The 24,382-nt window shown below is 67.0% G+C and carries 22 protein-coding genes; 2 read left to right on the top strand and 20 right to left on the bottom strand.

Features of this window, described 5'->3' with window-relative positions; translation table 11 throughout:
* Positions 1-2 precede the first annotated feature (2 nt).
* From AZC_RS10960 to leuC, 13 genes are all read right to left on the bottom strand, one after another.
* A complete protein-coding gene (locus AZC_RS10960; protein ID WP_043879220.1) occupies positions 3-614 on the bottom strand; it encodes a cysteine hydrolase family protein in 612 nt (203 codons plus the stop codon).
* Entirely contained in the window at positions 614-2,695 is a 2,082-nt protein-coding gene (locus tag AZC_RS10955; protein ID WP_012170644.1) for a hydantoinase/oxoprolinase family protein, read from the bottom strand. Before AZC_RS10955 ends, AZC_RS10960 begins: the two co-directional genes overlap by 1 nt.
* Positions 2,692-4,404 (bottom strand): hydantoinase B/oxoprolinase family protein, encoded by a 1,713-nt coding sequence (locus AZC_RS10950; RefSeq protein ID WP_012170643.1) that lies wholly within the window; start codon positions 4,402-4,404, stop codon positions 2,692-2,694. The genes AZC_RS10955 and AZC_RS10950 overlap by 4 nt, the downstream gene beginning before the upstream one ends.
* Positions 4,401-5,306, bottom strand: a complete 906-nt coding sequence (locus AZC_RS10945) for an isocitrate lyase/PEP mutase family protein (protein ID WP_012170642.1) — start codon at positions 5,304-5,306, stop codon at positions 4,401-4,403. Before AZC_RS10945 ends, AZC_RS10950 begins: the two co-directional genes overlap by 4 nt.
* Positions 5,307-5,391: 85 nt before the next feature.
* Complete coding sequence (locus AZC_RS10940) at positions 5,392-6,786, bottom strand: MmgE/PrpD family protein (RefSeq protein WP_012170641.1); 1,395 nt, start codon at positions 6,784-6,786, stop codon at positions 5,392-5,394.
* 1 nt (position 6,787) lies between these two features.
* Positions 6,788-7,489 carry an ABC transporter ATP-binding protein gene (locus AZC_RS10935; RefSeq protein ID WP_012170640.1) on the bottom strand — a complete coding sequence of 234 codons (702 nt, stop codon included), beginning with the start codon at positions 7,487-7,489 and terminating at the stop codon, positions 6,788-6,790.
* Positions 7,482-8,228 (bottom strand): ABC transporter ATP-binding protein, encoded by a 747-nt coding sequence (locus tag AZC_RS10930; RefSeq protein WP_043879219.1) that lies wholly within the window; start codon positions 8,226-8,228, stop codon positions 7,482-7,484. Before AZC_RS10930 ends, AZC_RS10935 begins: the two co-directional genes overlap by 8 nt.
* Positions 8,228-9,199 (bottom strand): branched-chain amino acid ABC transporter permease, encoded by a 972-nt coding sequence (locus tag AZC_RS10925; RefSeq protein ID WP_012170638.1) that lies wholly within the window; start codon positions 9,197-9,199, stop codon positions 8,228-8,230. The genes AZC_RS10930 and AZC_RS10925 overlap by 1 nt, the downstream gene beginning before the upstream one ends.
* Positions 9,199-10,071: a branched-chain amino acid ABC transporter permease gene (locus tag AZC_RS10920; protein ID WP_043879218.1), complete on the bottom strand. Its 873-nt coding sequence runs from the start codon at positions 10,069-10,071 to the stop codon at positions 9,199-9,201. Before AZC_RS10920 ends, AZC_RS10925 begins: the two co-directional genes overlap by 1 nt.
* 81 nt (positions 10,072-10,152) lie before the next feature.
* Positions 10,153-11,376 carry an ABC transporter substrate-binding protein gene (locus AZC_RS10915; protein WP_012170636.1) on the bottom strand — a complete coding sequence of 408 codons (1,224 nt, stop codon included), beginning with the start codon at positions 11,374-11,376 and terminating at the stop codon, positions 10,153-10,155.
* On the bottom strand, positions 11,373-12,227 hold the full coding sequence (locus tag AZC_RS10910; protein ID WP_043880226.1) for a GntR family transcriptional regulator: 855 nt from the start codon (positions 12,225-12,227) through the stop codon (positions 11,373-11,375). The genes AZC_RS10915 and AZC_RS10910 overlap by 4 nt, the downstream gene beginning before the upstream one ends.
* Before the next feature lie 96 nt (positions 12,228-12,323).
* The gene (gene leuD / locus AZC_RS10905; RefSeq protein ID WP_012170634.1) at positions 12,324-12,938 is read right to left on the bottom strand and encodes a 3-isopropylmalate dehydratase small subunit; all 615 of its coding nucleotides are present in this window, start codon (positions 12,936-12,938) and stop codon (positions 12,324-12,326) included.
* The gene (leuC, locus tag AZC_RS10900; protein ID WP_012170633.1) at positions 12,938-14,353 is read right to left on the bottom strand and encodes a 3-isopropylmalate dehydratase large subunit; all 1,416 of its coding nucleotides are present in this window, start codon (positions 14,351-14,353) and stop codon (positions 12,938-12,940) included. The genes leuD and leuC overlap by 1 nt, the downstream gene beginning before the upstream one ends.
* Positions 14,354-14,480: 127 nt before the next feature.
* Here leuC and AZC_RS10895 point away from each other — a divergent pair, with 127 nt between their 5' ends.
* On the top strand, positions 14,481-15,878 hold the full coding sequence (locus AZC_RS10895; protein WP_012170632.1) for an FAD-dependent oxidoreductase: 1,398 nt from the start codon (positions 14,481-14,483) through the stop codon (positions 15,876-15,878).
* 24 nt (positions 15,879-15,902) lie between these two features.
* On the opposite strand, the gene AZC_RS10890 is transcribed toward AZC_RS10895, so the two are convergent.
* From AZC_RS10890 to cyoA, 7 genes are read right to left on the bottom strand one after another with little or no spacing between them, the layout of a single operon-like run.
* Positions 15,903-16,442 (bottom strand): response regulator transcription factor, encoded by a 540-nt coding sequence (locus AZC_RS10890; RefSeq protein ID WP_043879217.1) that lies wholly within the window; start codon positions 16,440-16,442, stop codon positions 15,903-15,905.
* On the bottom strand, positions 16,399-17,712 hold the full coding sequence (locus AZC_RS10885; protein ID WP_012170630.1) for an ATP-binding protein: 1,314 nt from the start codon (positions 17,710-17,712) through the stop codon (positions 16,399-16,401). Before AZC_RS10885 ends, AZC_RS10890 begins: the two co-directional genes overlap by 44 nt.
* 12 nt (positions 17,713-17,724) lie before the next feature.
* A complete protein-coding gene (locus tag AZC_RS10880; RefSeq protein ID WP_012170629.1) occupies positions 17,725-18,495 on the bottom strand; it encodes an SURF1 family protein in 771 nt (256 codons plus the stop codon).
* Positions 18,492-18,890, bottom strand: a complete 399-nt coding sequence (cyoD, locus tag AZC_RS10875) for a cytochrome o ubiquinol oxidase subunit IV (RefSeq protein ID WP_012170628.1) — start codon at positions 18,888-18,890, stop codon at positions 18,492-18,494. Before cyoD ends, AZC_RS10880 begins: the two co-directional genes overlap by 4 nt.
* Positions 18,887-19,513, bottom strand: a complete 627-nt coding sequence (gene cyoC / locus AZC_RS10870) for a cytochrome o ubiquinol oxidase subunit III (protein WP_012170627.1) — start codon at positions 19,511-19,513, stop codon at positions 18,887-18,889. The genes cyoD and cyoC overlap by 4 nt, the downstream gene beginning before the upstream one ends.
* Positions 19,510-21,522, bottom strand: coding sequence for a cytochrome o ubiquinol oxidase subunit I (gene cyoB / locus AZC_RS10865; RefSeq protein WP_012170626.1), 2,013 nt, complete (start codon positions 21,520-21,522; stop codon positions 19,510-19,512). Before cyoB ends, cyoC begins: the two co-directional genes overlap by 4 nt.
* A gap of 11 nt (positions 21,523-21,533) precedes the next feature.
* Positions 21,534-22,700: a ubiquinol oxidase subunit II gene (gene cyoA / locus AZC_RS10860; protein ID WP_012170625.1), complete on the bottom strand. Its 1,167-nt coding sequence runs from the start codon at positions 22,698-22,700 to the stop codon at positions 21,534-21,536.
* A gap of 208 nt (positions 22,701-22,908) precedes the next feature.
* On the opposite strand from cyoA, the gene AZC_RS10855 reads away from it, so the two are divergent.
* A complete protein-coding gene (locus AZC_RS10855) occupies positions 22,909-24,204 on the top strand; it encodes an MFS transporter (RefSeq protein ID WP_043880223.1) in 1,296 nt (431 codons plus the stop codon).
* The last annotated feature ends 178 nt before the right edge of the window (positions 24,205-24,382 follow it).

Below are 24,382 nucleotides of genomic sequence, written 5' to 3'. Positions count from 1 at the left end.
TTTCAGGCCGCACCGACCTCACCCATCACCTCGGCAATAGTCGTAACCGTGCAGACCGGCTTCAGCGCTGCGATGGCGGTCTGGTGCACCTCGTCCGAGAAAGCGGCGCTGCCGTCGGAGAGCACGCTCACGTCGAAGTCCCGCACATGGGCATCGCGCACGGTCGAGGCGACGCCGCCATTGGTGACGATGCCGCCGACGATGAGCCGGCGGATGTCGCACTTCCGCAGCACCCACTCGAGCCGCGTCATGTAGAAGGCCGAATAGGCGATCTTCTCCACCGACAGATCAGACGGCCCGAGGCGATCCACCAGTTGGTGGCCCCAGCTTCCCGGCAGGAAGTCGCCCTTGGCGAGGAAGGGCCGCAATTCCTTGAGATGCGGCGAGATCAGCGGTTCGCCACCCTTGGCGGGGACGAGCGTGAAATGGGTGGAGACGATCCACCCGCCCTTCGCCCGCATGGCATCCGCCAGTGGCGCCAGCCGATCGGGAAGGGCGGCGATGGCCGCCGCCCCCTGCCCCGCCCTTCCATAGGCGCCCTTCGGGTCGATGAAGTCGTTCTGGAGATCGACGAGCACCAGCGCCGTCTGTGAGAACGGGATGGCTTCGTGCATCACGCGCGCTCCACGATGACGTTGCCCAGCGCATCGACGCGAGCGACGAGATCGGGGTCGACCAGCGTCGTGGCGTCGGGCTGCTCCAGAACGGCGGGACCGGGAATGGTCGCGCCCACCGGCAGTTCGAGACGGGCGAAGACCTGCGCCTCGTGCCAGGCTCCGGCGAACCAGACCGGCCGCGAACCGCGCCTGGCGCCGTCCACCGTCGCCCCGGCCTCCGGCGCCAACGCCTTGAGATCGAAGTGCGGACGACGGCCGATGGCGGCGGTGCGCAGGTTCACGATCTTGGCCGGCACGCCGGGCAGCAGGCGGCTGAAGGAGGCCTGATAGGCGGCATCGAAAGCGGTCGCGATGGTCGCCCGGTCGATGCCCGTGGTGCCGTTCTCCACCTCGACGGGCAGCGGCACGGAGACCGTGTGCGTCTGGCCGACATAGTGCATGTCCAGCTCGAACACGGTGTCGATGCGCTCCACCGCAAGGCCTGCGGCCTCCACCACCGCGCGGGCGGCGGCGGCTTCCTCCACCATGCGGGCGTCGAGCGCCACGGGATCGAGGGCATCCACGGTGAGATTCACCGTCTGCACCTGATCGTGGCGGATGTCGGCGATCACACAGCCCAGCGCCGAGGTGACGCCCGGATAGCGCGGCACCAGCGCCGCCTTGAGGCCCACATCCTTGATGAGCGCGCCCGCATGGAGTGCACCGCCGCCACCGAAGGGCACGGCCGCGAAGGTCGCCGGATCATGCCCGCGCTCGATGGAGACGAGGCGGATGGCGCCCGCCATCCGCCCGTCGGCGATGCGGACGATGGCTTCCGCCGCTTCCATGACGCCGAGGCCGAGGGGCTTGGCCACATGAGTGTCAATGGCCGCCTTCGCCGCCTCCACGTCGAGCCGCGCCAGCTTGCCGCCGATGGGCCGCTCCGCATTGATGCGGCCGAGCACGATGTTGGCATCGGTGAGCGTCGGGCGGGTGTTGCCCTGCCCATAGGCCACCGGGCCGGGCCGGGAGCCGGCGCTCTCAGGCCCCACCTGCAACATGCCGCCGGCATCCACATAAGCGATGGAGCCGCCGCCGGCGCCGATGGTGGTGATCTCGATCATCGGCGTGCGGATGACGAGGCCGAAGTCGATGGTGGTCTGTGCCGCCAGCGCCGTCTTGCCGCCGGCCACCAGCGACACGTCAAACGAGGTGCCCCCGAGATCGCCAGTGATGATATCCGGATAGCCCGCGGCTTCCGCAATGGCCGCCGCCGCGATGACGCCCGCCGCAGGGCCGGAGAGCGCGGTGCGCACCGGCAGCTTGCGGGCGGTGACGGTGGACATGACGCCGCCGCTCGACTGCACGATGTGGAAGCGACCCGTGAAGCCCTCGCCCACCAGCGCGTCGTCGAGCTTCTTCAGATAGCTGCCCACCACCGGCTGGAGATAGGCATTGAGTGCCGTGGTGGAGGTGCGCTCGAACTCGCGGATCTCGGGCAGGATCTGCGCCGAGCAGGCGATGTTCTCGTTCGGCCACAGGGCCCGGACCGCCTCCAGAGCCGCCAGCTCATGTGCGGGATTGGCATAGGCATTGATGAAGACGATGGCGATCGCCTCCGCGCCCTGCGCCAACGCCGCCTTGGTGGCCGCCTTTACTTCCTCGATATCGAGGGCCGTGCGCACGGAGCCGTCCGCCAGCACGCGCTCGCTCACCTCGAAGCGCATGTCGCGGGGAATGACGGGCACGAAATCGCCCCATAGGCCCCACGTGTGCAGGCGGTCGCGGCGGCGCATCTCCAGCACATCGCGGAAGCCGCGCGTGGTGATGAGCGCCGTGCGCGCGCCCTTGCGCTCCAGAAGAGCATTGGTGCCCACCGTGGTGCCGTGGACGATGGAGCCGAGCTGGGCCACCGGGCCGAAGGTCTTCAGCCCTTCCAGGAAGCCCACGGCCTCGTCGCCGCGATTGGACGGCACCTTGGCGGTGCGGAAGCGGCCGGCGGCGGCATCGAAGAAGAAGAGGTCGGTGAAGGTGCCGCCCACATCCACGCCGACCACCGGCGCGGGCTTGGCCTCAGGGGTTGCGGTATGGGCGTTCATGCGGCTGCTCCCTGCGCCGGAATGGTGGTGTCCGGCGTGATCTCGACGCCATAGAGGGTGCGGGCGGCTTCAACGCTCACGAGGCCCTGCCGGACATCGCGCTCCACATCCTCGCGCTTGCGGTCCTTGGGGTCGCCGTAGCCGCCACCGCCGGGGGTTTCCAGGCGCACGCGCTGGCCGGCGCGCACCTTCACGTCCGTCACCTTGGAGGCGAGCGGGGGCGAGCGCTCGCCATCCTCGGTCTCCCACGAGAAGACGTTCAGCGCGGCGGGCGTGCCGCCAGCCACCCCGAAGGGGGGATAGATGCCGCGCTCGCCGAGCAGAAACACATCCGCATCGGTGAGCGGCTCGATCTCATAGACCGCGCCGAGGCCGCCGCGATGGGCGCCAGCGCCAGCGGAATCCGGCCGCAGCGCCCACTGGGTGAACAGCACGGGATAGGCGGCTTCCAAAATCTCGGCCGGCGGAATGGTGGCCATGGAAATGGGGTTGTTGGCGTGGCTGAGGCCATCGCTCTCCGGATTGCCGCCGAGGCCGCCGCCGAAGAAGGAGAACATCACCCAGCGCGATCCATCCGGCCGGTGGCCGGCGAGCGAGAGGGCGTTGATGGTCCCGAAGGGCGCGGCCGTGGCGCGGGCGGGGTCAGCCTTGGCCAGCGCGCCGAAGACGACGCCGATGACGCGCAGGATCGTCTCCGTATAGCCGCCCACGGGCTTGGGCGGCTTCACACCCAGCAGCGTCGTCTCGGGGATGACGAAGGTGATGGGCCTGAGGCACCCGGCATTGGCCGGAACGTCGGTGAAGACGTGCTTCAGCGCCACATAGCAGCAGGCCGCCGCCGTGGAATAGGCGATGTTGAGCGGCCCTGCGCAGGGGGCGGAGGAGCGCGAGAAATCGAGCGTCATCTTTTCGCCGTCCACCGTCAGGTCGAGGGCGATGGTCAGGCGGTCCGGCGTGATGCCGTCATTGTCGAGATAATCCTCGAACGAATAGATGCCGTCCGGCAGGGCGCGGATGGCGGCGCGCATCATGGCCTCGGCGCGGTCGGAGAAGGCATCGAAGGCCTGCGCCACGATGTTCTCGCCATAGGCGTCGAGCAGTTCCGCCAGCCGCCGCTCACCGAGATCGAGCGCGTTCAATTGGCCGTTGAGGTCGCCATAGTTGGAGACCGGCACGCGGGAATTGGCCGAGAGTATCTCGATGATGTCGTGATTGAGCACGCCGGCCTTGAACAGCTTCACGGGCGGAATGCGCACGCCTTCCTGGAAGCTCTCCGTCGCCCGCGCGTTGAAGCCGCCGGGGACATTGCCGCCGATGTCCAGCCAGTGGCCCACGGAGGCCAGCCAGCAATAGAGCTTGCCGCCCCGGAAGATCGGCCGCACGAGGCGGAAATCGTTCAGATGCGTGCCGCCCGCATAGGGGTCGTTGAACAGGAAGCTGTCGCCCGGCTGGAGGTCGCCGTCGCGCGCCACCTTCTCGATCACCGCCCGCACCGCGAAGGCCATCGCGCCCACGAAGATCGGCAGGCCCTTGGTGCCCTGCACCAGCGTGTCGCCGGTTTCCGCATGATAGAGGCCGTGGCAGGCGTCACGGGCCTCGGCGATGATGGGATTGAAAGCGGAGCGGTAGAGCGTCGCATCCATCTCGTCGGCGATCTGCTCCAGCCGCCCCTTCAGGACGGCGAGTGTGACGGGGTCGATGGCGGTCATCGCGCGGCTTTCCTGGTGAGCGGCGCATCGGCCAGAGCCGCGCCGAAGACATCATACTCACGCCCTTGGGCCAGCAGGTCGGCGGTGCCGATGAGGCCGTTGAGGGCGGAGAAATCGAACATGTGCTCGCGGAACGGCTCGTTGCTGCCATTGGTGAAGAGCGAGCGGTAATAGGCTTGCGCCGTGCGGGCGAGCGCGCGCACGATTCCGCCCGGGAAGATCACGATCTTGAAGCCGAGCTCGCCCAGTTCCTCGGTGGTCGCGAGCGGCGTGTCGCCGCCTTCCACCATGTTCACGAGCAAGGGCAAGCCATTGCCCAGCGCCCGCGTGACGGCGGCAAGCTGGTCCTGCGAGCGCGGCGCCTCCACGAACAGTACGTCCGCGCCGGCTTCCGCATAGAGCCGGGCGCGCTCGATGGCCGGCTCGAAGCCCTCCACCGCCACCGCATCGGTTCGGGCGATGATGAGCGTCTCCTCACTGGTCCGCGCGTCCACTGCGGCCTTGATCTTACCGATCATCTCGGCGGTGCTGATCAGGCTCTTGTCCTGCAAATGGCCGCAGCGCTTGGGCATGGTCTGATCCTCAAGCTGGAGGGCGCTTGCGCCCGCCCGCTCGAAGGTCCGCACCGTGCGCTGCACGTTCAGCGCGTTGCCATAGCCATTGTCCGCATCGACAATCACTGGCGTCGGCACGCGGTCGCGAACCAGTGCGATCACCTCGGCCACCTCGGTCATGGAGACGAGGCCGATGTCCGGCCGCCCGAGGCGCGTATAGGCAATGGCGGCGCCGGAGAGATACAGGGCCTCGAAGCCGGCGGCGGCCGCGAGCGAAGCCGTGAGGGCATCATAGATGCCCGGCGCGGGCAGGACGCGCTCCTGCGCAAGGCGGGCTTTCAGACTCATGGCACAGGTCTTTCCCAAAGGGGCGGGGTCCGGAGCGATGGGCCGGACGGCGCCGTTCACAACAGAAGCCGGAGGCGGTTTCGCCTCAGGCCAGAAGATCGAGCAGCGGCGCCAGGGTCGGCGCCTTGTCGAGGCCGGCAACCGCCCCGGCGATGGCCTCGAGCCGCGAGGTAGGCCACACGGGGCCGGCGAGTTCGCGGAACTTCTCTTCCACTTCCGCCGCCGTGTAGGGGTCTTCGGTGTCGCCGCGATTGGTCAGCACCTCGGCCGTCCATTGGCGGTTGCCCTTGAGCATGACGGTGACGCGCGCCGGGCGCAGGCCCGGCAGCTTGGCGGTGAGCGCGGGGTCTTCGCGCACCTCCACGCGGGCAGCGAGGGCCTGGGTCACAGCATTGGCGCGGGCGGCATCGCGGAAGGCCTCCACATCCGCCTGCCCGCGCACGATGGCGCTGGCGAGGGCGAAGGGCAGCGAGAATTTCGCCGCCAGCATGGTCTGCGGGGCGGGGTGATCGAGCTGGGCGGCCCACACATAGGTGTCCACTATGATGTGCTCGATGTTGTCCGGATTGAGCCCCCCGGCGTCTTCCATGATGCCCATGAGCGCATCCAGCGCGCCGTGGGTGTAGCGACAGGCCGCGTGGCGCTTGAAGTAATTGCGGGCGATCTCCCAGCGCGACCCCAGTTCGTCCACCATGACCTCGGGGCGGAAATCATCCGCGATCACGGTGCCATAGACGGTGCCGATGCCATCGCGCTCGGGCATGAGACCCGCCTGCGCCAGATCCCACGCCGTGAGACCGAGCTGGTTGGAAAAGCCGGCGTAGCAGTTCCGCACCGTCGCGCCTTCCAGCATGGTGCGGCGGCTGGTGGAGAGGCCCAGCGATGAAGCGATACCGATGGCGCGGCCGATCTCGCCCGCATCCGCCCCATGAAGCTTCGCGACGCCAAGCGCCGCCCCCACCGTGCCCCAGGTGCCATGCGGATGCATGGTGACCTTGAGGCGCGAGGCGATACCGATGCGCGCGCCGATCTCATAGCCCAGCGCCAGCGCGACGATGAGTTCGGGACCGGAAACATCCGTCTCCGCCGCCAGCGCCAGCAGGGCCGGCACCACATGGATGGCGGGATGGCCGCGGGCATATTGGTTGCCCTCGTCCAGCTCCAGCATGGTGCCGGCGGTGCCGTTGACGAGCGCGGCATCGCGCGCATCAAGCCCCTGCCCCGCGCCGATGGCTGCCGCCTTCCCGGCGCGCCGGGCGCCGAGGCGCACCACCAGCGCGGCCATCTCCGGCTCTTGCATTCCGGCGGCGATGACGCCGATGCTGTCCAGCAGCACAAGCTTGGCACGGGCGATCACCTCGTCCGGCAGGTCTTCGAAGCGCAAGTCCGCGGCAAACTGCGTCCAGCGGCCCAGCCATTCGGGGGCCGGTTCGCTGAGCAGGACGGAAGCGGGCACGACGCCCGGCGTGACGATGCTCATGTCAAAGCCCCAGATAGGCGCGCTTGAGTTCGGGATCGCTGCGGATGTCGGCGGCCGCGCCTTCCAGCGTCACCAGCCCGTTCTCGATGATGTAGGCGCGCGACGCCATTTCCAGCGACTGCACCACATTCTGCTCCACCAGCATGATGGGCAGCCCCCCCGCATTCAGCCGCTGGATGAGCGCGAACATCTCCTCCACCAGCAAAGGCGAAAGGCCGAGGGAGGGTTCATCGAGGATCAGCAGTTTCGGCTCGGCCATCATGCCGCGCCCGATGGCCACCATCTGCTGCTCGCCGCCGGAGAGCGTCCCCGCAGCCTGCGTCATGCGCTCGCGCAGGCGGGGGAAGGTGGTGAACACCCGCTCCAGATTGGCCGCGCGGCGCGGACGGGCACGACGATAGCTGCCGAGCTCGAGATTTTCCCGCACGCTCATGTTCGGGAAGATCTTGCGCCCCTCCGGCACATGGATGAGCCCCGCCTCGACAATATCCGCCGGCGACAGGCCATTGAGCCGCCGCCCCTCGAACGTCACCTCGCCCGCGCTGAGCGGCAGCACGCCCGAGAGCACCTTGTTCAGCGTTGTCTTGCCAACGCCGTTGGAGCCGAGCACGGCGATGATCTCACCCGCCTTCACCTGAAGGTCGATGCCGCGCAGCACCTCAACGGCGCCATAGCCCGCGCGCAGGCCGCGAACCTCAAGCATGGGCCGCCTCCCCGCCATTGATGCGCCCGGCGGCGCCCTTGCCGAGATAGGCTTCGATCACCTGCGCATCGGCGCAGACCTCGCGGGGCGGGCCGTGGGCGATCATGCGGCCCTGTGCCAGCACATAGACCTGCTCGCACAGGCTCATCACCGCCTGCATCACATGCTCGATCATCAGGATGGTGACGCCGCTGGCGCGGATGCCCTCGATCACCGGAATGATGTCGCGGATCTCGGAGGGGTTGAGGCCCGCCAGCACCTCGTCCAGCAGCAGGAGCTTGGGCTCGGTGGCAAGCGCGCGGGCAAGTTCCAGCCTCTTGCGTCCGGCAACCGTGAGGCTCGCCGCCGGCTTGTCCAGCTCCGCCGCGAGACCCACCTGCGCCGCCACCGCTTCCGCCTTCGCGTGGGCATCGGCCCGGCGCGGATGGCGCAGATAGGAGCCCACCGCGATGTTCTCCCGCACGTTCAGCCCGGCAAAGGGCTGGACGATCTGGAAGGTGCGGGCGATGCCGTGCTGCGCCCGCACATGGGCCGGCTGGCTGGTGATGTCCGCCCCATCGAACCGCACGCGGCCAGCGGTCGGCATCTGGAAGCCGGCGATGATTGTGAAGAGCGTCGTCTTGCCGGCGCCGTTCGGCCCGATGAGCCCCACGAGCCCGCCCTTCGGCACGCTCAAGGAGGCGTCCGAGATGGCGACGAGGCCACCGAAGCGCATGGTGATGTCGGAGACCTCCAGCATCATGCGCCTCCCTGCGCGGCCGTGGAGCGGCGGGCGAACAGACGTTGCACCAGCCCGATGAGGCCCGAGGGGGCGAAGGCCACCACGAAGATCAGCACCGCGCCATAGACGGCGAGATCGATGCCGGGAATGCCGCCGGCATATTGCTTGGTGACATCGCCGAGGCCATGGAGCGCGAAAGCGCCCACCAGCGGCCCGAGCACCGTGCCCCGGCCGCCCACCATGGCCGCCAGCAGCACCTCCACCGAGATCCACACGCCATAGGCGATGTTGGCGTCGAGATAGAGGAAATACTGAAGATAGAAGGCCCCGGCAGCGGCGGTGAGCGCGCCGGAAAGGGTAATGGCCTTGAGCTTCACCTTCAGCACGTCGACGCCGAGCGCGCGCGCCGCATCCTCATTCTCGCGCACGGCGACGAGCTGCGCGCCGAAGCGAGAATCCGCGATCCAGCGGCACAGCAGAAGCCCCGCCGCCACCAGCGCCAGCGCGATCCAGAGGAAAACGGCGCGGCTGGAGAACTGGAAGTTGCCGAGGCCCAAATCGAGCTTCAGCAGCAGGCCCGCGCCGCCGCCGGTGATGGGCAGGGCATTGGCAAGAATGCGCAACACTTCCGCGAATGCGAGCGTGACAAGAGCGAAATAGGAGCCACGCAGGCCGGCCCGGAAGCTCAGGAAACCAATGACCCAGCCCACCAGCGCGCCCATGGCGACACCGGCCGCGAAGGCCACCCAGGCGTTCACGCCGAAGCGGGCCTGAAGCACGGCCGAGACATAGGCGCCCGTGCCGAAGAAGGCCGCATGGCCGAAGGAGAACTGGCCGCCGACACCACCGAGCAGGTTCCAGCCCTGCGCGCCCAGAGCGATGATGAGCACGAAGACGACGAAATTGATGGCCGTGTTGGAGGCCGTCACCAGCGGCAGCGCCGCGATGAGTACCACAAGGGCGAGAAGGGGGAGGATGCCGCGCGTCATCAGGCCCGGGCTCCGAACAGGCCGCTGGGCCGCAGCAGCAGGACAAGGATGAAGATGAGGAAGATGCCGATCTGGCCCAGGCTGTCGCCGAGGAAGAGGCCTGTGAGGCTCTCCACCACGCCGATGAACAGCCCGCCGATGACCGCGCCGGGAATGGAGCCCATGCCGCCCAGCACCACGATGGTGAAGGCCACCAGCACGAAGGCCTGACCGACGCGCGGGTTCACATAGAAGATGGGCATCAGCAGGCAGGCGGCGATAGCGAGCGTCGCGCAACCGATGCCGAAGGTCACGGCGAAGATGTGCTTCACATTGATGCCGACGAGACTCGCGCCCAGCTTCTCCTTGGCGACGGCGCGGATGGCCTTGCCGGTGTCGGTGCGGGCCAGCAGCAGCCACAGCAGCACCGCCACCACCATGGCGGCAAGGAAGCCATAGAGCCGCGCACGGGAGATGAGCATCGGGCCCACCTCGAACACGTCGAAGGCATAATCGGTGGCGATGGTGCGCGTATCGGCGCGGAACAGTGCCAGCAGCACATTCTCCAGCACTATGGAGAGGCCGAGCGTCACCAGCAGGATATTGCCGTCATCCCCATGGCTCGCCGGGCCGATCACATAGCGCTGCGTGCCATAGCCGACGGCGAAGAACAGCAGCGCCAGCACGGGAATGGCCAGATACGGATCGAGCCCGAAGACGCTGAAGGCGATCCATACCGCGAACATGGCCAGCGTCAGGAACGCGCCATGGGCGAAATTGATGATGTGCAGGACGCCATAGACAAGCGTTAGACCGAGCGCCACCAGCGCGTAGATCGCGCCGGTGAGCAGCCCGTTCACCGTGGCTTCCAGAAGGATGGGGAGCGAATACATCAAATCATCCAGCGCTCGCTGACCGGCCCATGGGCCGGTGCATCGAGGGGACGGCGCCGGATCGCTCCGGCGCCACGGGGATCAGGACCGGACCGGGAAGATGGCCTTGGCGTCGGAGAAGGCCTCCGGATAGACGACGCGGATGGCACCGTTCTGCACCTGAAGCGAGACCGGAGCCGCGCCCTGGTTCTGGCCGTCCACGAACTTGGTGGGGCCGTAGGGCATCACATGGTCCGCCCAGGTGGAGGCGGCAAGCGCGTCGATCACCTTGGCGCGGTCCGTGGAGCCGGCGCGCTCCAGCGCGTCCGCCAGCAGGCCGACGCAGGAATAGTTCATGGGCAGGTTGTAGTTCCAGCCCTTGCCGGCATCCGCCACCGCCTTCAGCAGCGCCTGGGCGCCTGCCTTGCGCGGGTCGTACCAGTGATTGCAGTCCATGATCTTGTCGGCGGCTTCGGGGAATTCCTTCACGAAGCGCATGTTGGAGGCGGCGCCGTTCAGCACGCCATAGACCGCCTTCGGCCGCACGCGCTGCTGCTGCATGGTGCGGGCGAGCAGCACCGTCTCGCCGTAGTAGGTGCTCGGCATCACGATGTCCGGGTTCAGCGAGCGCAGGCGCAGCACCACGTTGGACAGATCACGCGAGGGGGTCGGCACCGGAATGGTGTCGAGGATCTCGAAGCCGAGCTTGGGCAGTTCCGCCTGCATCACCTTGGCGAGGCCACTGCCGAACAAGCCATCCTCGTGCACCAGCACGACGGTCTTGGCCGGCTTGCCGGCGGCCTCGTTGATGCGGGCGAGATTATCGAGGGCCGACCGTGTGCAGACGCCGAAGCCGGGGCCGAAGCGGAAGGTGTTCTTGAGGCCGCGCTGGACGATCTGATCCGAGACGCCCACGTCCACGAGATAGGGCAGGTCATAGCGCGCAGCGGTCTGGCTGGCGGCAAGGCAGATGCCGCTGGCGAAGCCGCCGACGACGGCCACCACGCCCTCGCCCTGCATCCGCTCCACTTCCTGCGTGCCCGCCTCGGGGTTCGATCGGGCATCGCCGAACACCATCTCAAGCTTGGCGCCGCCGAGCGACTTGATGCCGCCCGCCGCGTTCACGGCGGCGATGGCGAATTCGGCACCGGTGCGGCCATATTCACCATCCATGGCCAGCGCGCCGGTGACCGGCTGGAGCACGCCCACCTTGATGGGCGCGGGCTCAGCACCGCGCACGATGGCGGGCATGGCGAGGGTCGCAAGCGCTGCCGTGCTGCCCTTCAGGACCGCACGACGGCCGAGAGGCGTCGTCCAGATGGTCATCTCGCAGTTCTCCTCTGAGGATCGGCCCTTTTCGGGCGTCTTTTCTGATTGGCCGGTGCTTTGGCTGCGGCCTTGGTTTCGAGACCGCGCGGAACGGCGACCGGCGCCCAGCGCCTCTCGCCCACATCGCCCGTGCGGACAAGATCGAGATGGAAGGAATAGCGGTCCGGCCGGTAGAGCGCCTGCAGGTGCTCGATCCCGCGCCCGGAGGGCTCATAGACCACACGGGTCATGGACAGCAGCGCCGCGCCGATCTCAAGATCCAGCGCCTGCGCCACCTCCGGGCCGGCGAGCGCCGCGCCGATGGTCTGGCTCGCCCGCTCGGCGGCAAGGCCGGAGCGTTCCAGCAGTTCCAGCAGGGGGGTGGAGGCCAGATCCGCCTCCGAATAGGAAATGCCGATGCGCTCGGGAACGTGGGTGACCAGATAGGAGAAGGGCTGGCCGTCGATGAGGCGCACGCGCACTGAGCGCTGCACCCGCTCGCCCGCCTCCAGCTTCAGCTCTTCCGCCAGCGCGGGCGTCGGCGCGAGATAGCCGAAGGAAAGCAGCTTCACGCCGGTGCGCCGGCCCATCTCCACCAGATGCGTGAGCACGTTGGAGAAGTCCGCCACCATGGGCGCGGAAGCGGCATTGCCGCTGACGAAGGTGCCGGAGCCGGGGCGGCGCTCGATGAGGCCCTCGCGGGCCAGTTCATCGAGCGCGCGGCGCACGGTGACGCGGGACACGCCATAGGTGGAGGCCAGCGCCGGCTCGCTCGGCAGACGGCTCTCCGGGCTCGCCTCGCCGCTGAGGATGCGGTCGCGCAAGAGCAGGTAGAGCCGGCGGGCCTTCAGCGGTTCGACGCTCGACATGGGCATCCCTGATCTGTCTTTAATATAAGACAGGTTTCTGTCTTAAGAGACCGCTCCACCCGGCTGCTGTCAAGCGCCCAGGTGGAGCTTTGCGCATCATTCCGGACGGCGCGGCGCCATCCATGGGCGCAGGCTCGCGTCGGAGGCCGTGAAGGCGGCGATTTCCGCCTGCCGGCTCAGGGTGAGGTCGATGTCGTCCCAACCATTGAGCAGCTTGGTGCGCCACACGGGGTCCACCTCGAAGGGGACGCTCAGATTGCCGCAGACGATGGTGCAGGCCTCAAGGTCCACCACCATGCGATTCTGCGTTGCGAGCCCCGCCAGCAGCGCCTCGCAATCAGCCTCCGAGACGCGTGCGGGCAGCAGGCCGTTGTTCACGGCGTTGGAGGCGAAGATGTCGCCGAAACTGGGTGCCACAACGCAACGGAAGCCGAAGTCCGCCAGCGCATAGACCGCCGCCTCACGGGACGAGCCGCTGCCGAAATTGCGCCGCGCCACCAGCACTTCCGCGCTCTGATAGAGCGGCTGGTTGAGCGGGAAGTCGGCAATCGGCTTGCCCTCCCCCTCAAACCGCAGGTCATGCAGCAGATAGCCGCCATAGCCTTCCGCCCGCGAGCGCTTCATGAAGCGCGCGGGGATAAGCTGGTCGGTGTCAACGCCCGTGAGCGGGAGCGGGCAGCCGATGGATTCGAGCCGGATGAAGGGCTGCATCAGTTCCTCCCCTCAAGCAGCGGGCGCATGTCGGTGAGATGGCCCGTCACGGCCGCCGCAGCCACCATGGCGGGAGACATGAGGTGCGTGCGGGCGCCGGGCCCCTGCCGGCCCTTGAAATTGCGATTGGTGGTGGAGGCGCAGCGCTCACCGGCCGGCACGAGATCGCCATTCATGCCGACGCACATGGAGCAGCCGGCTTCCACCCATTCAAGGCCGGCGGCGCGGAAGATGGCGTCCAGTCCCTCCTCCTCCGCCTGCCGCTTCACCAGTGCGGAACCGGGCGACACGAGCCCCGGCACCTTGGCGGAACGCCCCGCTAGAACGGCGGCGGCGGCGCGCAGATCCTCGATCCGGCTGTTGGTGCAGGAGCCGATGAAGACGCGGTCCACCGCAATGTCGCTGAGCCGCTGGCCCGGCCGCAGGTCCATGTAGGAGACGGCATCGCGGATGTGGGCGGCCTTCGCCGCGTCGTCCACCCGCTCGGGATCAGGCACGGTGGCGGTGATGGGCAGCGCATCCTCGGGGCTCGTGCCCCAAGTGACGATGGGCGCTATGGCATCGCCATCCAGCACCACCTCACGGTCAAATTCCGCATCCGCATCACTGCCGAGCGCCAGCCACGCCTCCGCCGCCGCATCGAACAACGCGCCTTCGGGCGCATAGGGCCGCCCGCGCACATAATCGAGGGTCGTGGCGTCAGGGGCGATCATGCCGCAGCGCCCGCCCGCCTCGATGGAGAGGTTGCAGAGCGTGAGCCGCCCTTCCATGGAGAGGCCGCGCACGACCGAGCCTGCATATTCGATGGCATGGCCAGCCGCGCCATCCGCGCCGATGGCGGCGATGATGGAGAGCGCCACGTCCTTGGCGACGATGCCCGGCGCCAGCCTGCCCTCCACGCGGATGCGCAAGCGCTTGGGCCTGTTCTGCCACAGCGTCTGCGTCATCAGCACATGGGCAACCTCGGAGGCACCGATGCCGAAGGCAAGCGCGCCGAACGCGCCATGGGTTGCCGTGTGACTGTCGCCGCAGACGATGGAAAGGCCAGGCAGCGTCAGCCCCTGCTCCGGCCCCACCACATGGACGATGCCCTGCGCAGGATCATCCACATCGAACAGGCGCACCTTATGGCGCAGCGTGTTGGCGCGCAGCTGTTCCATCATGCGGCGGATGGCGGGATCGATCAGGTCCAGCTGCCGCACGCGGGTGGGCACATAATGGTCCTCGACGCCAAAGGTGAGGTCCGGCCGCGCCAGCGAAGCGCCACGGCCAGCCACCTTGTCGAAGGCATGGAAAGAACCCTCGTGCAGGAAGTGACGGTCGATCCAGAGCAGGCTCTGGCCGTCCTCCCGCTGCACCACCACATGCGCGTCCCACACCTTGTCGAACAGGGTTCGCGCGGTCTTCGCCGCCATTGCGTCGCCTCCGGAAATGCTGTGCCAAAGGGTAGGCCCGTTCCGGCGCGAGAGGCAATACTTGTTTTATATCTAGTACAGCTTACTGTCCTGCACCGAGACATAACCTGAGACGCGCGAGGCCGCCGTGAGCCCCATTGTCCGCCAGTCCGGAAAAACCTTCGGCTTCCATGTGCCCGTGGTCATCATCGGCGCCGGGGCAGCGGGCCTCGTGGCGGCACTGGCGGCGCAAGAGGCCGGGGCCGAGGTGCTGGTACTGGAGCGCGATCCGGTGCCGCGCGGTTCGACGGCGCTCTCCGCCGGTCTCATCCCTGCCGCCGGCACACGCTGGCAGACGGAGGCGGGCATCGCCGATTCGGCCGCGCAGTTCGCCGCCGACATCATGGCCAAGGCCCATGGCGAGCCGGACGCTACCCTCGTGGCACGCATCGCGGCGGAAGCCGGCCCGGCCGTGGAGTGGCTGGCCGACACCCACGGCCTGCCCTTTTCGGTGATCTCCGACTTCAGCTACCCCGGCCACAGCGCCCGGCGGATGCACGGCCTGCCGTCGCGCTCCGGCGAGGAACTGGTGGATGCCCTGCGCGGCGCCGCCGAGGCTCGCGGCATCGAGATCCTCTGCGACGCCCGCGTCACGCAGCTTCATGCCGACGAAAACGACCGCCTGCTGGGCGTCACGCTGGAGCGGCCGGACGGCTCGACGGAGGAGGTTGCCCTCTGCCAGCTCGTGCTCGCCTGCAACGGCTATGGCGGCAATGCCGATCTGGTGCGCGCCCACATCCCGACGCTCGCCGACGCGCTTTATTTCGGCCACACGGGTAATCAGGGCGATGCCCTGCTGTGGGGCGAGGCGCTGGGCGCGGCCACCCGGCATCTGTCCGGCCATCAGGGCCACGGCTCGGTGGCGTATCCCGCCGGCATCCTCATCACCTGGGCCACCATCACGGAAGGCGGCGTGCAGGTAAATGCGGAAGGGCGGCGCTTCAGCAATGAGATGCATGGCTATTCCGAGCAGGCCGCCGAGGTGTTGCGACAGCCGAACCGGATGGCCTGGACAATCTTCGACACCCGCATCGCCGGCATCGCCCGGCAATTCGAGGATTTCCGGCAGGCCGAGGCCATAGGCGCAATCGTTACAGCCGACACGCCGCAGGCGCTCGCCGCGCGCACCGGTCTGCCGGCGGACGCGCTCATCTCGACCCTGTCCGACGTGGAGCGGCTGAAGTTGGACGGCGCCACCGATACCTTCGGCCGCGCCTTCCGTGCCGACCAGCAGCTCTCGGCGCCATTCCATGCGGTGCGTGTGACCGGCGCGCTGTTCCACACCCAGGGCGGCCTCGTGGTGGACGAGCACGCGCGTGTGCTGCGGCCCGACGGCACATCCCTGCCCAACCTCTACGCCTCGGGCGGGGCAGCATGCGGCGTCTCGGGTTCGCAGGCGTCCGGCTATCTGTCAGGGAATGGCCTGCTCACCGCCGTGGTGCTGGGACGCCTTGCCGGATCCGCAGCGGGCGCCGCCGTCGCCTGACGGCTCCGCCGGGCCAGGACGACCTCAGGGAACACGCTTCTTCTCGAGCTTGCGGGCGAGCGTGCGGCGATGCATGCCGAGACGGCGGGCGGTCTCGGAAATGTTGAAGTCGGTTTCCAGCAGCGTTTCGTGGATGCGTTCCCACTCCAGCGTTTTCAGCGACGTGGGACGGGCCGTGACCGCGATGGTCGGGTCGCCGCCCCCCTTGCCGAAGGCTGCCTCGATGTCGTCCGTGTTCGCCGGCTTGGCGAGATAGTGGCAGGCGCCGAGCTTGATGGCCTCCACGGCGGTCGCGATGCTGGCAAAACCGGTGAGGACGACGATGCGCATGTCACCGTCGCGGCCATGCAGTTCCTTCACGCACTCAAGGCCGGAACCGCCAGCGAGCTTCAGGTCCACGACCGCATAGGCCGGCGTCACTTCGGAGAGCACGGACTGCACGCCTTCGAGACTGCTGGTCAGCCGGACTTCGTAGCCTCGCCGTTCGAAGGAGCGGCGCAGGGCGCGCGCGAAGGACGCGTCATCCTCGACGATCAGCAGGCGGGGTGTGGTGGTCTCCGTCATCGACATCGGGTGAGAGAGCATGCAGCGGCAAATCCAGGATGACGGACGCTCCGTCAGCCTCGTTCTGCGCTGTTACGGTGCCTCCAAGCTTGCGGACCACATTGACCACGAGGAAGAGACCAAGCCCGCCACCCGGCCGCCCCTTGGTGGAGCCGTAGGGCTTGCCGAACTCGGCAAGGATGTCCGGGGCGAATCCCGGACCATGGTCGCGGACCTCGAGCACAATGGCGTCTGCGGCACGGGTGACGCTGACGGCGACCCATGCCGGAGAGGCTTCTAGCGCATTATCGAAGACGTTCAAAATCACCTGTTTCAGAGCGACGTCGGAGATGATGGGCAGATCCGGCGGCAGGTCGTTCACGAATTCGAGCGCAGCCGGCGAGCGGCTCTCCTGCCACTCGTCCACCAGTTCGTCGAAGAAGACGTCGGCCGTGGTGCGAAGGGTCCCCTCCCCGCGCGCCTGCCCCGACGACATCAGGATGCCCGAAACGATCATCTTGCAGCGCGCCACCTGCGCCTGCATCTCGGAGAGGTCCTCCATCAGCTCGGGGTCCTCCTCCACCGCCTCCATGTGCTGCCAGTCGTTCAGGATCACCGAGAGCGTCGCGAGCGGCGTTCCAAGTTCATGGGCCGCGCCCGAGGCGAGCAGGCCCATGCGGACGATGAGGTCCTCCTCCGCCGATTTGCGACGCAGTTCCGCCAGCCTCTGCTCCCGCTCATGGACGTTCGCGCTGATGCGGCTGATGAACTGCACCAGCAGGCTCGCCGCCAGCAGGAAGCAGACGAACATGCCCCCGATATGCAGGTTGAACAGGGTCGAATGGTCGTCATGCGGCAGAGGCAGCGGGCGAAACTGGCCGATCAGCCAGACGAAGCAGGCGCTGGTCAGCACCACCAGCACCCAGGCCGACCAGGGCTGGAGCAGCACCGCTCCCAGCCCCACCTGGAGCAGATAGAGCGAGATGAAGGGGTTGGTGGCGCCGCCGCTGAGATAGAGCTGGGCCGTCAGCGCCGCGACGTCGAGGATCAGTTCGCCCAGCAGTTCGACATTTGTGACCTCCGCCTCGCTGCGGTGGCGCCAGAGAGCCACGAGATTGAGGCCGACCAGCAGCAGCAGGACGGAGATCATCTCCTGGAGCGGCAGGCGGATGTGAAGCCAGACATCCACCACGAGGATGGTGAAGACCTGCCCCGCCACGGCCAGCCAGCGGAGCTGGATCAGCAGGAAGAGGTTCTTGTTCCCGCTGGTGTCTTGCTGGGCGACGGGCATGGCGGCGCGCTCCTATCGGACGCGGCGCCTCCACACCAGAACCGCCGCACCCAGAGCCATAGCGCAAAGGGAAAACCACGTCAGCGCATAGACCAGATGGCTGTTCGGGAAGCGCACCACGGTGAGGCCGCCGACGGGATAGGTGTTCGGCGCGCCCGCTTCGGCGTCGATGAAATAGGGCGCGACGTCGGACAGGCCAAAGGTCTCCGCCATCTCAGCCACATCGCGGGAATACCAGCGGCCGGCGGCAGGATCATTCGAGCGCAGGAAGCCGCCCTTGGGCTCGCTGATGCGCAGAAGCCCGGTGACACGGGTTTCCGCGTCGGTCAGCGCCGCGCCGCGGCTGGCGGGGTCCCTCTTTTCCGGCGGGACATAGCCCCGGTTCACAAGCACCACATAACCCGCATCGGTCCGGAACGGCGCCATCACCCAGAACCCGCCGCCGAGCTCCGTCACGGCCAGCGACAGGGCTTCCCGGTCCGGAATGAAGCGGCCGGTCACAGTCACATGGCGATATTCATCGGAAGCTGCCGTCACACCCGGCCAGGCGTTGGGGCCTGGTGGCGCCGAAGGGGCGGCATGGATGCGGGTCTCCACCCGCTGGATCAGATCGAGCTTCCAGGCCCGCCGATAGACCTGCCACGTGCCGAGCGAGAAAAAGACGACCGCAAGGACCAGCAGGAAACCGATGGCCCAAACAGCACGGACGGGGCTTTTGGCCCCGTCCGTCTGATTGTCGGTGCCGCGGGCAGAGCCCGCAGCCTCCGGCCGGTCCTCACTCACGGAGCGATCCGCATGTCGTGGGACGGCATCATGTTGGCGTTCAGATGGTACATGACCCACAGAGAGCCGCTCAGCGCGATCACCACCACGATGACGGTGAAGATGAGCGCCAGCATGCTCCAGCCGCCCTCGACCTTACCGGTCATGTGCAGGAAGTAGATCATGTGCACGACGATCTGCACCACGGCGAAGGCCATGATGACGATGGCCGTCAGCTGGTTGTTGCCGAGCGCATTCGTCATCACCAGCCAGAACGGGATGGCGGTGAGGATGACCGACAGGATGAAGCCGGTCATGTAGCTCTTGAACGAACCGTGGCCGTGATCTTCGCCATGGGCGCCGTGCGCGTCATGGCCGTGGGCTGCGCCCGAGTGTGCGTGGCCGTTAGCGCTCATCGCAGCATCCCCATGAGATAGACGAAGGTGAAGACGCCGATCCAGATCACGTCCAGGAAGTGCCAGAACATGGACAGGCACATCAGGCGGCGACGGTTGGCGGTGATGAGGCCGAAGCGGCCGACCTGAACCATCATCGTCACCAGCCAGATGAGGCCGAAGGTGACGTGGACGCCATGGGTGCCGACCAGCGTGAAGAAGGCCGACAGGAAGGCGCTGCGCTGCGGGCCGGCGCCTTCGTGGATCATGTGATGGAACTCGTAGAGTTCGATCGAGAGGAAGGCGAGACCGAACAGGGCGGTGATCGCCAGCCAGAGCTGGACCTGCGACTGGCGGCCCTTCTCCATCGCCAGCATGGCGAAGCCATAGGTGATGGAGGAGAACAGCAGCATGGCGGTATTCACCGCCACGAGCTTGAGGTCGAACAGATCCTTCGGTCCCGGACCCGCCGCGTAATTGCCGCCCAGCACGCCGAACGTGGCGAACAGCATCGCGAAGATGAGGCAGTCGCTCATCAGGTAGATCCAGAAGCCGAGGGCCGTGCTGTGGCCCTCGGGATGCGCGTGCTCGTCTACTTCGTAGAAGACGGGCGCGCCGGTCTGGGGGGTGGCGGCAGAGCTCATGCTTTCACCTGCGCAGCGATGAGGCGGGTCCGCTCATCCTCGGTCCGCGTCACCTCCTCGGCGGAGATGTAGAAGTCGCGGTGGTAGTTGAAGGTGTGACCGATGGCGATGGCGAGGAGAGCGATGAAGCTCGCCGCAACCAGCCACCACATGTACCAGATGAGACCGAAGCCCATGGCCGTGCTGCAGGCGGCGAGGAGCACGCCGGCGCCGGTGTTCTGCGGCATGTGGATCGGCTTGAAGCCGGTGAGCGGACGCTCGTAGCCGCGCGCCTTCATGTCGTACCAGGCATCATGGTCGTGCACGACAGGGGTGAAGGCGAAGTTGTAGGCGGGCGGCGGGGAAGACGTCGCCCACTCCAGCGTGCGGGCGTTCCACGGGTCGCCCGTGGTGTCCCGCAGCTTGTCGCGGCGCAGGATGCTGACGCCGAGCTGGATGAGGAAGCACAGGATGCCGAGCGCGATGAGCGCGGCACCGAAGGCGGCAACGACGAACCAGATCTGGAGGGACGGGTCCTCGAAGACGCGCATGCGGCGGGTGACACCCATGAAGCCCAGCACGTAGAGCGGCATGAAGGCAAAGTAGAAGCCCACCACCCAGAACCAGAACGAGCACTTGCCCCAGAAGGGATCGAGCTTGAAGCCGAAGGCCTTCGGGAACCAGAAGGCGATGCCGGCGAAGATGCCGAACACCACACCACCGATGATGACGTTGTGGAAGTGGGCGATGAGGAACAGGCTGTTGTGCAGCACGAAGTCCGCCGGGGGCACGGCGAGCATCACGCCCGTCATGCCGCCGATGACGAAGGTGAGCATGAAGGCCACCGTGTACATCATCGGAACTTCAAAGCGGATGCGGCCGCGGTACATGGTGAAGAGCCAGTTGAACATCTTCGCACCCGTGGGGATGGAGATGATCATGGTCGTGATCCCGAAGAACGAGTTCACGCTGGCGCCCGAGCCCATGGTGAAGAAGTGGTGCAGCCACACGAGGTAGGACAGGATGGTGATCGCCACCGTGGCGTAGACCATCGAGGTGTAGCCGAACAGGCGCTTGCCCGCGAAGGTCGAGGTGACCTCCGAGAAGATGCCGAACACCGGGAGAACCAGGATGTAGACCTCGGGGTGACCCCAGATCCAGATCAGGTTCACGTACAGCATCGGGCTGCCGCCGAAGTCGTTGGTGAAGAAGTTCGTGCCGACATAGCGGTCCAGCGACAGCAGCGCGAGGCAGGCGGTCAGGACCGGGAAGCTGGCGACGATCAGCACGTTGGTGCAGAGGGCGGTCCAGGTGAAGACCGGCATCTTCATCAGGCTCATGCCCGGGGCACGCATCTTGATGATGGTGCAGATCAGGTTGACGCCTGACAATGTTGTGCCGACACCTGCGACCTGTAGGCCCCAGATATAATAATCGACACCGACATCCGGACTGTATCCGATGCCCGAGAGCGGCGGATAGGCGAGCCAGCCGGTCTTGGCGAACTCGCCGATGAACAGCGAGGCCATGATCAGGACCGCGCCGCCCACCGTCATCCAGAAGCTGAAGTTGTTCAGGAAGGGGAAGGACACGTCGCGGGCGCCGATCTGCAGCGGCACCACGAAGTTCATGAAACCCGTGACCAGCGGCATGGCCACGAAGAAGATCATGATCACGCCATGGGCCGTGAAGACCTGATCGTAATGGTGCGCCGGCAGATAGCCCTCGGAACCGCCGAAGGCGATGGCCTGCTGGAGGCGCATCATGATGGCGTCGGCGAAGCCGCGCAGCAGCATGATGATGCCGAGCACCATGTACATGATGCCGATCTTCTTGTGGTCCACGCTCGTGAACCACTCCTTCCAGAGATAGCCCCAGAGGCGGAAGTACGTCAGGGCACCGAGGACGGCGATGCCGCCCAGCGCCACGACGCAGAACGTCATGACGACGATCGGCTCATGCAGCGGGAGGCTCTCCAGCGTGAGCCGCCCGAAGATGGGATTTACGGGGGTTGAGATGGCTGCAGACATGACGCCTCGCGTCAGGAATTGGAAAGGGTGCGCAGGCTCGGCAGGGGAACCGCCGAGGGTGCGCTGATGGGGGTGAATACGGGAGCGGAGGGGCCGCCGATCACGCGGCGCTGGCCAACGGCCACCGGAGCGCGGTCGGAACCGGCCTGAGCGGAGAGATCCTCGGGCGAGCACACGCCGACCACGTAGGTGGCCTCGCCGCCGAGAACGGTGCCGCGGCGGGCATACTTGTCGTAGCTCGGGAGCACGGCGCGCGCGCTTTCGAGGCCCTGGCCGCCCTTGGCGTCGATGGCCATCATGTCGGCCATGCACATCTTGTTGGCCTCGACGCACATGTTGACGATGGCGTTGAAGAGCTTGGGATCGACGCTCGGATAGTAGCGCACCGGCACCTTCTCGCTCGGACGCTCCAGTTCGAGATAGGCCGCGCGGCTGAGTTCGCCGTCCTTGCCCGCCTTCACGCTGGCGACCCACTTGTCGAAGTCGTCGTGGGAGAGGCCCTTGAAGGCGAACTGCATGTAGGTGAAGCCGGCGCCGCTGTAATTGGCCGAGAAGCCGCGGAAGTTGCCGGGAGCGTTGATGACCGCGTGCAGCTTCGTCTCCATGCCGGGCATCGTGTAGATCTGGCCGGCCAGCGCGGGGACGAAGAAGGAGTTCATCACCGAGGACGAGGTGAGGCTGAACGTCACCGGGCGATCAACCGGCGCAGCCATCTCGTTAACTGTGGCGATCCCGAATTCCGGGTAGATGAACAGCCACTTCCAGTCGAGCGCCACGACCTGGACCTCGAGCGGCTTGACGTTCGCCGGCAGCGGGCGGTCCGACGCGATGCGCGAGAGCGGACGGTAGGGATCGAGCAGATGGGTCGCCATCCAGGTGATGGCGCCGAGGCAGATGATGATGGCCAGCGGCGCCGACCAGATCACCAGCTCCAGCTTGGTCGAATGATGCCATTCCGGATCATATTTGGCCGCCGTGTTCGACTGCCGGTAGCGCCAGGCGAACAGCGCCGTCAGCACCATCACCGGAATGATGATGAGGAGCATCAGCCCGGTGGAGATCAGGATGAGGTCACGCTGCTGGACGGCGATATCGCCGGAGGGGTCCAGAACGACGAAGTTGCAGCCGCACAGGACCGCCAGAAGCGGCATGACGGCAAGGAGACGGAACCGGCTCACGGGAGCACCTGCCTAGAAAGATCGCATGGTGCCAGACCGGTTAGCTGCGGTGCAGCACAAGGGACATTGGACAATTTGCCCAAGCCGTCCGTAATCTCCTGATAGGGAACGTCACTTGATCGGCGCCAGAACCGGAACAGTGAGGTTCCCTTAGGGTTGAAACTCTCGTTGCAGGAGGGTTTGTGTCATGGCGCTTACCGCATCGACCATGGAGCACGACGCCGTCGTCCTTCACAGCCACGGGGGACGGGTCGACCCAGGAGATATCGCGATCGGGGTCATCATCGGCCGGACGTCGGAGTTCTTCGACTTCTTCGTCTATGCGATCGCGTCCGTCATTGTCTTTCCCCGCCTGCTCTTTCCCGAAGCCGATCCGCTCACCGGCACGCTCTATTCCTTCGGCCTCTTCGCCCTCGCCTTCATCGCCCGCCCCTTCGGCACGGCCCTCTTCCTCGCCGTGGACCGCACCTGGGGCCGGGGCGCCAAGCTCACCATCGCCCTCTTCCTGCTCGGCACAAGCACGGTCGCCATCGCCTTCCTGCCCGCGCGGGATGTGATCGGCGTCTCGGCGGTCTGGCTTTTGGCCTCGGCCCGCATCGCCCAGGGCCTGGCCTGGGGTGGCGCGTGGGACGGGCTGGCGCCGCTGCTGGCCATGAACGCGCCGGAGGGCCGCCGCGGCTGGTACGCCATGCTGCCCCAGCTCGGGGCGCCGCTCGGCCTTATCGTGGCGAGCATCCTGTTCGCCTATTTCGCCGGAAGCCTCTCGACGGAGGACTTCTACTCGTGGGGCTGGCGCTATCCCTTCTTCGTGGCCTTCGCCATCAACGTGGTCGCCCTCTTCGCCAGGCTGCGCATGGCGGTGACGCCTGAGTATGAGCAGCTCTTCGAGCGCGGCGACCTCCAGCCGGCGCCCGTGCTTGAAACGGTGCGGGAGGAAGGCTCGGGCATCGCGGTCGGCACCTTTGCCCCGCTCGCGACCTTCGCCCTGTTCCACATGGTGACCGTGTTCCCCCTCTCCTGGGTCTATCTCTTCACCTCGGAGGGCGCGACGCGCTTCCTCGTGGTTGAGACGATCGGCGCCATGGTGGGCATCATCGCCATCGTGGCCTCGGGGCGAATCGCGGACAAGGTGGGCCGCCGTACGCTGCTCGGCGCCTCTGCCGCGGCCATCGCCGTCTTCAGCGGTTTTGCACCGCAACTGCTGAATGGCGGCATTGCCGGTGAGCTAACCTTCATGGTGCTCGGCTTCGCGTTGCTCGGCATTTCGTTCGGTCAGTCGTCGGGCGCGGTGGCGTCCCGCTTCGCCAACCGCTACCGCTACACGGCCTCCGCCATCACGAACGACTTCGCCTGGCTGTTCGGTGCCGGCTTCGCGCCGCTCGCGGCCCTGTTGCTTTCGAGCCACTTCGGTCTCGTCGCTGCCGGTGCCTACCTGCTCTCGGGTTGTGTGTGCACGTTGCTGGCCCTTCGCCTCAACAAGCGCCTCGAGATGGGCGGCGGCTGAGTCTCATCCCTTCTGACGCTTGCAACCTGCGGCTCCGGCACCCTGCCGGAGCCGTTTTCGTTTGAGGCCGGCGCCGGACGGCGCGGCGCCTCCCGCGCATCGGCATCGAAGATGCGAAAAAGACAAAATTTGCGTTCGGAAAATAACCATACGTCATTTCATCTAACGTAACGTCGCG

Origin of the sequence: Azorhizobium caulinodans ORS 571 (assembly GCF_000010525.1) — a bacterium.
Taxonomy (GTDB): domain Bacteria; phylum Pseudomonadota; class Alphaproteobacteria; order Rhizobiales; family Xanthobacteraceae; genus Azorhizobium; species Azorhizobium caulinodans.
This window is presented reverse-complemented; position numbering and strand designations above follow the sequence as displayed.

Bases quoted from the DNA above. Each gene is read 5' to 3' on its own strand.
- AZC_RS10890 (WP_043879217.1), bottom strand. From the start codon at position 16,442: ATGACGGAGACCACCACACCCCGCCTGCTGATCGTCGAGGATGACGCG.
- cyoB (WP_012170626.1), bottom strand. From the start codon at position 21,522: ATGTCTGCAGCCATCTCAACCCCCGTAAATCCCATCTTCGGGCGGCTC.
- AZC_RS10910 (WP_043880226.1), bottom strand. From the start codon at position 12,227: ATGTCGAGCGTCGAACCGCTGAAGGCCCGCCGGCTCTACCTGCTCTTG.
- AZC_RS10925 (WP_012170638.1), bottom strand. From the start codon at position 9,199: ATGACGCGCGGCATCCTCCCCCTTCTCGCCCTTGTGGTACTCATCGCG.
- cyoC (WP_012170627.1), bottom strand. From the start codon at position 19,513: ATGAGCTCTGCCGCCACCCCCCAGACCGGCGCGCCCGTCTTCTACGAA.
- AZC_RS10930 (WP_043879219.1), bottom strand. From the start codon at position 8,228: ATGCTGGAGGTCTCCGACATCACCATGCGCTTCGGTGGCCTCGTCGCC.
- AZC_RS10960 (WP_043879220.1), bottom strand. From the start codon at position 614: ATGCACGAAGCCATCCCGTTCTCACAGACGGCGCTGGTGCTCGTCGAT.
- AZC_RS10855 (WP_043880223.1), top strand. From the start codon at position 22,909: ATGGAGCACGACGCCGTCGTCCTTCACAGCCACGGGGGACGGGTCGAC.
- AZC_RS10955 (WP_012170644.1), bottom strand. From the start codon at position 2,695: ATGAACGCCCATACCGCAACCCCTGAGGCCAAGCCCGCGCCGGTGGTC.
- AZC_RS10945 (WP_012170642.1), bottom strand. From the start codon at position 5,306: ATGAGTCTGAAAGCCCGCCTTGCGCAGGAGCGCGTCCTGCCCGCGCCG.
- AZC_RS10935 (WP_012170640.1), bottom strand. From the start codon at position 7,489: ATGCTTGAGGTTCGCGGCCTGCGCGCGGGCTATGGCGCCGTTGAGGTG.
- cyoD (WP_012170628.1), bottom strand. From the start codon at position 18,890: ATGAGCGCTAACGGCCACGCACACTCGGGCGCAGCCCACGGCCATGAC.
- AZC_RS10885 (WP_012170630.1), bottom strand. From the start codon at position 17,712: ATGCCCGTCGCCCAGCAAGACACCAGCGGGAACAAGAACCTCTTCCTG.
- AZC_RS10920 (WP_043879218.1), bottom strand. From the start codon at position 10,071: ATGTATTCGCTCCCCATCCTTCTGGAAGCCACGGTGAACGGGCTGCTC.
- leuD (WP_012170634.1), bottom strand. From the start codon at position 12,938: ATGCAGCCCTTCATCCGGCTCGAATCCATCGGCTGCCCGCTCCCGCTC.
- AZC_RS10940 (WP_012170641.1), bottom strand. From the start codon at position 6,786: ATGAGCATCGTCACGCCGGGCGTCGTGCCCGCTTCCGTCCTGCTCAGC.
- AZC_RS10950 (WP_012170643.1), bottom strand. From the start codon at position 4,404: ATGACCGCCATCGACCCCGTCACACTCGCCGTCCTGAAGGGGCGGCTG.
- leuC (WP_012170633.1), bottom strand. From the start codon at position 14,353: ATGGCGGCGAAGACCGCGCGAACCCTGTTCGACAAGGTGTGGGACGCG.
- AZC_RS10915 (WP_012170636.1), bottom strand. From the start codon at position 11,376: ATGACCATCTGGACGACGCCTCTCGGCCGTCGTGCGGTCCTGAAGGGC.